Raw genomic sequence first — 6,515 nt, 5'->3', positions numbered from 1 at the left:
TATTTTAGGTGAGCCTGAAAAGTACAGTGGTGACAATACCGTCGAGACTCCTTCATTGTCTGAGTTACGACGAATAATAAATGAGCATGACTCATGGCTTATTGATTTTACAAAATCAGTGAGTGTAGACGAACTCAAACGTAATGTGATTTTCCGTTTTATCGATGGTGGTTTTGGACAGTTAACAATAGAAGAAATTTTGTTTCATTTACTGACGCATGGCAGTAATCATCGAGGTATGGCCTCAAGAGGGACAGCCAACGCATGGCATTTTTACTATACGTTGGTTTTTGTGATTACGGTGTTATGCGGAAAGCTAGTAATAGCGTTGTCTGCCCCTTAAGCGGGCGTTAGGTGAATTGGTGGAATAATGCAGCAAGTTTTAGTTTTAGAAACGGAACGTTTAATCCTTAGGCCATTTGAGCTGTCTGATGCAGAGCAAGTATCAGTATTGGCTGGCGATAAACGAATCGCAGAGATGACGGCAAACATACCGCATCCATACGAAGTGTCAGATGCAATTTCATGGATTGAAACACATGAAACCGGCTTTGCCAGCGGTGAGAGTATTGTTTATGCGGTTGTACATAAAGAATCGTACGAGCTTATTGGTGCAGTGAGTTTGCCGAGTTTAAAAGATGGCCAAGGTATCTTAGGTTATTGGTTGGGTGTCGATTTTTGGGGGCAAGGTTATGCGACAGAAGCTTCAAAGGCATTAATAGAGTACGCAATAGAATGTCATGGATTGACAGAGTTAAAGGTTATGCATCTTGTTGGCAATGAACGTTCAAAGTCAGTTATCGATAAACTTGGTGTTACTTACATAGAAAACCAAACACTTCGTATGCAAGGTGGTGAGCGAGAGGTTTGTGTTTATATTTCAGCGGTATAAATTCACCTAACAAACGGCTCAAGAGGGATTGTCAACGCGTGGCGGCTTTAGTACAAAATTGAAGTTCAGTGTTTACAGTGTGTTTTTTGAGTTCGGTGGTGCGTTGTCAACCCCTTAGCCGGGCGTTATATGCCATCTAGTTCTGTGTTCTATACCGCATATGAAATAGCATCTTTACTATGTTGAGCGGTCGGCTTGTATTGTCTACAATAGCGCACTTTTTACATATTTTAGGTTATGAATATGAACGACACTACAGCTAAACCCGCTTTGCCGGATCACCTTGCTGGTAATCCTCGCAGCCCACACTATGTAGCGGAGTGCTTTGAACATCACATTGGCATTCGTCTAAATGGCAAAGAGCGTACTGATGTTGAAGAATACTGCATTAGTGAAGGGTGGGTGAAAATTCCTTCACCGAAAGCTAAAGATCGTTTTGGCCAGCCGATGCTGATTAAGTTAAAAGGTGAAGTTGAAGCTTTTTATAAATAAGCTGTATTTTATACCGTCCGCATGCAATGTGTTGATAACTATGTAATTCAATGCATTGCATTCAAGATCTAGCTAGGTTTCTCATCCAAACATATAACAAACGGCTCAAGAGGGATTGCCAACGCGTGGCGGCTTTAGTGCAAAATTGAAGTTCAGTGTTTACCGTGTGTTTTTTGAGTTCGGTGGTGCGTTGTCAACCCCTTAGCCGGGCGTTAGTTTTTTCCGGTCAAATCAATAAAAATACAGTTGGTCGACAAAATGAAAAATAGAAATGGTTATATAGGCGTCAATGGCTCGGAGATTTATTACGAACTTTCCGGCAATCCTGAGGGTGAACCATTATTGATGCTTCATGGCGGCCTTGGTTCGCTGAATGAGTTAAGTCCCATTCACAAATATGTAGCTGCGGACTATCAGTTGATAAGCATAGATTTTCGTGGTCACGGAAAATCACTCTTAGGTGGACTCCCACTTAATTACATGCAGTATCAACAAGATGTCCAGAATGTTCTTAGTTACTTGGGTATTGAGAAATACTCAATTTTTGGTTTCAGTGACGGTGGCATCGTGGGTTATCGGCTAGCAGCACAAGAGCCAGAAAGAGTGTCTTGTTTGGTGACACTGGGTTCGCAGTGGCGATTGGAGGCAGATGACCCATCAATTGAATTGTTAAGTGGTTTGACGGCTGAGTTTTGGGTATCAAGGTTTGCAGATGATGTTGCATTTTATGAGGCATCAAATCCTAAACCAGATTTTCCTAAGCTTGTAGACATGGTAAAAGCCGTTTGGCTGGATATAACAGAAACTGGCTATCCAGATGAGTTAGTTGAAAAAATTTGTTGCCCGACGTTAGTAATGCGAGGTGATAATGACTTCTTGTTTTCGTTGGATGAGGCGGTGGCTTTAAAGTCGAAAATCGCAGGTTGTAGTTTTGCCAATATCCCATTGACAGCACATTCATCCCATCACGAATCACCAGAGCTCGTGGGTGAGATGCTAAAACAGTTCTTGTCGCAGCACAAAAACTAACAAACGCCTCAAGAGGGACTGTCAACGCGCGGCGTTTCTAGTCCCAATGAGCCGCAGTGGTTTCGGCTGTTGTGTTTGAGTTTAGTGGTAATGCGTTGCCAGCCCCTTAGGCGGGCGTTATGTAACAAGGAGAGTCCGGCTAAATGGAAGTAATATCTGAAAGGCTACGGATGAAGCCATTATCGGGAAATGACTGGCCTTTATTTCTGCAACTCCATACGAATCCTAGCGTTATTTCGCTTTGTTTTGATGAACTGCCAAAGTCAGAAATTGAGAGTAAATTTAAATCTCGATTAGCACCTTGGTTTGTAGATTCGAAGCATTGGCTATGTTTAGTTGTTGTCGAGTCCACAACGAACAAAGCAGTAGGTATAACAGGTTTTTGTGTTAACGATTCTGTTGCTGAAGTTGGGTTTATGTTTTTGCCCGAATATCATGGACTCGGGTATGGTACAGAGTCACTGCAAGCTCTCATAAATTATTCAATGTCAGAGTTCGGCATCGACAAATACAGTGCAATTGTTACCGAGGGCAACATTGGTTCCGAAAAGGTACTTACAAAAGTGGGTTTTGTGCTCGATAGGATAGTGCCTCAAGCTTATGAAATTGGTGGTCATTTGTACGCACAGATCATGTCTACAAATACGCGTAAAATTGTTACATAACAAGGCGTTTAAGTGGGATTCATGCCGCGTGGCATTTTTGGTTTACTGTGAGTTTTGGTGGTGAAAGTGGCTTGCGGAAAGTTGGTTTATGCGGCATTCACCCCTTAACGCGGCGTTATGCAACTCAGGTAAATTTAGGGGTTCAATCTTTTTAGATTTCTCCAGCCATTCGTTTTGTGTTGTCGGCAAATGAGCTTTTTTACCCTAAAATTCGTGGTTAACTCAAGCCGTAAAACAGGCAAAGTTCTTTGTTTGCCTCAATGAGTTTTGGTGCTGGTTTGTTGCCAATTCAGCGTGCGCAAAGTGTGGAAAGGGCAAGTTAATCGAGCATTTTGCACTTGCTGAAAGTCTTGCTTGTTGAGTTTGTCTCATTCAAAAGCTTGGTTTGTTGTTGAACGGTGGACTTTGTTTTGGCGGCTTATTTATCACGGCTCTGGCTTCGGTTGGTTCTTGAATCACTCAACCATTGCAATTGTGGCTTTTGGTCGTGTAAATTCAGTTTATCTCATTGAATTTGCATAACATAAAAAATCAGCCACATTTGCAAAATTTAAAAGGATAGAAATTGAGCAAGGTAATTCTAAAAGGCTTCATTGTTGTGCCAAAAGCAGAGCTAACTGCTGTTATCAATGAGCTAGACAATCATATTCGTCTCACGAGATTAGAAGATGGTTGTCTGATTTTTGAAGTCACGCAAAACGAAGAAAACCCATATCGATTCGATGTGTATGAAGAGTTTAGAGATCAAGCTGCTTTTGATAAGCATCAGCTAAGAGTTAAATCTTCTACGTGGGGTAAAGTTTCCGCTAATGTTGAACGTAATTATGAAGTTACGGTGAGTTGCGCATAACAAACGCCTCAAGAGGGACTGTCAACGCGCGGCGTTTCCAGTTCCAATGAGCCGCGGTGGTGATGGTTGTTGTGATTGAATTTAGTGTTATGCGTTGCCAGCCCCTTAGGCGGGCGTTATGCGATTCGAGGAAGAGAACAATGAGAGCACCATTTCAAGTATTAGTTTTTCCGTATCAAATTCTCGAACAACAACCTCGATACTTAATCGGCCAACGAAGTGATAATGGTATATGGCAAGCTATTTCAGGCGGTGGTGAAGATAGTGAATCTATTCTTGAGGCTGCAAAGCGTGAACTTCAAGAAGAAACTAGTTTAGTTGGCAGTGATTGGCAGCAATTGGACTCAATGTGTATGCTCCCCAAAGTGTACTATGTGGATCATGAGAATTGGGCTAATCATCGGTTTGTCGTGCCTGAATATTCTTTTTCAGTTCGAGTGTTTGCTGAGCCTCAGTTATCAAATGAGCATACAAATTTTCGTTGGTGTGACTTTCAAGAAGCGAGTGAGCTTTTGAAATATGACTCAAACAAAATAGCTCTATGGGAGCTTGAGCAGAGACTTAAGAGCACGCTGTGAAAAATCGCATAACAAACGCCTCAAGAGGGACTGTCAACGCGCGGCGTTTCCAGTCCCATTGAGTCGCGGTGGTTACGGTTGCTGTGTTTGAGTTTAGTGGTAATGCGTTGTCAGCCCCTTAGGCGGGCGTTATGTACTTTTAAGGAAAATCAGAAACGTATGGATAAAAATGCTGAAATTTTGCGTCAGTACTACGAAAAAGCACTATCTCGTCCACATTCAAAACGTACTGAGTTTGCAGTTCGTCTCAATGAATCAAATCTCAAAGTAGCCACTGACTGTGGTTGTGGAACAGGCAGTGATATCGAATATCTAGAGCAACAGGGTTTTCAAGTTCATGGCTTCGATATTAATCCTGATTCGGTCGCTATTTGCAGAGACAGATTTGGGTCAAAGCCATTAGTGGATATTGCAGAGTCTTCGTTTGAGTCGTTCGACTATCCAAAATCTGGTGTAGTTATCGCAAATTCCAGTTTGTTCTTCGCTGACCCAAACCAATTTGAATCGACTTGGATCAACATTAAATCTTCAATTGAAATAGGTGGGGTGTTTGCTGGTGACTTCATGGGTTTCAAAGACAGTTGGGCTCACAACTATCGTAGTCCGACAACACCTTTATCGGAGTTAGAGGTAAAGGGTTTGTTCTCTGACTTTGAAATAGTCAGGTTCTTTGAACGTGATGAAAAGGCTAAAACTTCATTGGGTAGAATGAAGCATTGGCATACATATTCCGTGGTCGCGGTGAAACGTACATAACAAAGCATTAAAGAGGGACTTGGCACGCGTGGCATTTTTGGTTTGCAGTTTGTTTAGTGGTTAAGGTGCTATGCAGCAACTTTTGTAGTGCGTGCCTGCGCCCCTTAACGCGGCGTTAGAAAAATGGAGAAATCATGCGAAAGATATTAATAACCGAGATTTTATTATCGATCTTACTTGGATCAGTACCAATGCTATTGGTTAGTAATCAACCGAATTTTTCAGCGACCAAAAGCCTTGCTAGTTTGAATCCTGGTGACATCGTAGTTAACTACTTTTTGTATTTACTCTGTATTCACGCTTTTGTATGGCTTGTTAATAGACAAGTGTTAAAAACAAGCCATGTTGTTTCAGTCTTATTTCAAGAACTTCATGAAGTTACGCATAAGCTTGGGTTTGCTATTCATGGTATTTATCGAGTGTTGGCAGGTGCAGTGCCGGTGGCCATGTGGTTTGAACTTGATAGACTTGGTCTTGTACAAGGTTGGCAAGCTATAACGATACTTAGTATGACATTAGCTATATCAAGTTTGCTAGCCAGTGTAGCTTTGTCTAAAGCTACAGAGCACACAGCTCCAAGAATTCCACTATTTAGGAAATAATTTTTCTAACAAACGCTTCAAGAGGGACAGCCAACGCGTGGCATTTTTACTATGCGTTGGTTTTTGTGATTACGGTGTTATGCGGAAAGTTAGTAGTAGCGTTGTCTGCCCCTTAACCGGGCGTTATGTTTAATCAGCATCACAAATCACCACTGTTTTTATATACAGCAATATGAGTTCAGCTATCATATTGAGCTTTGAACACATTCGAAGAATTAAATATGAGCAACTATCTAGAGCGCGGCATTAAAGAACTCGTTGAAGAGTTCATTTCTTGTGGGAAACCTTGCCCATCAAAACAAACTATTTCTGAGCGTCGTGCCGGTTATCTATCAAGTACAGTTTTAGCTGGCTCTAGCCCTGAAATGGCCGATGAGTTTGTTGATGAGCTGGATGGTATTCAAATCAAAGTTTATAAGCCAAGCGATAAAGCTAATTTGCCAATCACGATTTACTTTCATGGTGGTTGTTTCATTAGTGGTGGTTTTGAAACACATGAAGCACAACTGAGACAGTTAGCTCATCTATCAGAGACTATAGTGGTTTGCATTAAGTACCGATTAGCACCAGAACATACATATCCATCAGCTCATGATGATGTATTTCAGACCACGTTGGGTATCAAAGAGCATGGTCATAAATATGGCGGTG

At 41.7% G+C, this 6,515-nt stretch carries 9 protein-coding genes and 1 pseudogene; all 10 read left to right on the top strand.

All coding sequences use genetic code 11. The annotated features are described in order from the left end of the window. On the top strand, nucleotides 1-343 hold a 343-nt coding region (locus AACU59_RS02360), incomplete at its 5' end, for a DinB family protein (RefSeq protein WP_237666630.1). A 27-nt stretch (nucleotides 344-370) separates the two neighbouring features. Further along, complete coding sequence (locus AACU59_RS02355) at nucleotides 371-892, top strand: GNAT family N-acetyltransferase (RefSeq protein WP_094144959.1); 522 nt, start codon at nucleotides 371-373, stop codon at nucleotides 890-892. A gap of 243 nt (nucleotides 893-1,135) precedes the next feature. After that, nucleotides 1,136-1,384, top strand: a complete 249-nt coding sequence (locus AACU59_RS02350) for a DUF3297 family protein (protein WP_026028286.1) — start codon at nucleotides 1,136-1,138, stop codon at nucleotides 1,382-1,384. A 258-nt stretch (nucleotides 1,385-1,642) separates the two neighbouring features. Next, nucleotides 1,643-2,413 carry an alpha/beta fold hydrolase gene (locus AACU59_RS02345; protein WP_094144960.1) on the top strand — a complete coding sequence of 257 codons (771 nt, stop codon included), beginning with the start codon at nucleotides 1,643-1,645 and terminating at the stop codon, nucleotides 2,411-2,413. 143 nt (nucleotides 2,414-2,556) lie between these two features. Then, nucleotides 2,557-3,065, top strand: a pseudogene (locus tag AACU59_RS02340) (GNAT family N-acetyltransferase). 578 nt (nucleotides 3,066-3,643) lie between these two features. Further along, entirely contained in the window at nucleotides 3,644-3,928 is a 285-nt protein-coding gene (locus AACU59_RS02330; RefSeq protein WP_094144590.1) for a putative quinol monooxygenase, read from the top strand. Nucleotides 3,929-4,068: 140 nt separating this feature from the next. Then, nucleotides 4,069-4,506, top strand: a complete 438-nt coding sequence (locus AACU59_RS02325) for an NUDIX hydrolase (protein WP_094144589.1) — start codon at nucleotides 4,069-4,071, stop codon at nucleotides 4,504-4,506. A 159-nt stretch (nucleotides 4,507-4,665) separates the two neighbouring features. Continuing rightward, complete coding sequence (locus tag AACU59_RS02320; RefSeq protein WP_094144588.1) at nucleotides 4,666-5,262, top strand: class I SAM-dependent methyltransferase; 597 nt, start codon at nucleotides 4,666-4,668, stop codon at nucleotides 5,260-5,262. Between the two features lie 134 nt (nucleotides 5,263-5,396). Then, complete coding sequence (locus tag AACU59_RS02315; RefSeq protein WP_094144587.1) at nucleotides 5,397-5,864, top strand: hypothetical protein; 468 nt, start codon at nucleotides 5,397-5,399, stop codon at nucleotides 5,862-5,864. 221 nt (nucleotides 5,865-6,085) lie between these two features. Continuing rightward, nucleotides 6,086-6,515 (top strand): alpha/beta hydrolase fold domain-containing protein (locus AACU59_RS02310; RefSeq protein WP_161437763.1); only part of this gene is annotated, 430 nt, incomplete at its 3' end.

The sequence above is a fragment of the Vibrio sp. V23_P3S9T160 genome, from assembly GCF_963886625.1.
GTDB classification, from domain to species: domain Bacteria; phylum Pseudomonadota; class Gammaproteobacteria; order Enterobacterales; family Vibrionaceae; genus Vibrio; species Vibrio anguillarum.
This window is presented reverse-complemented; position numbering and strand designations above follow the sequence as displayed.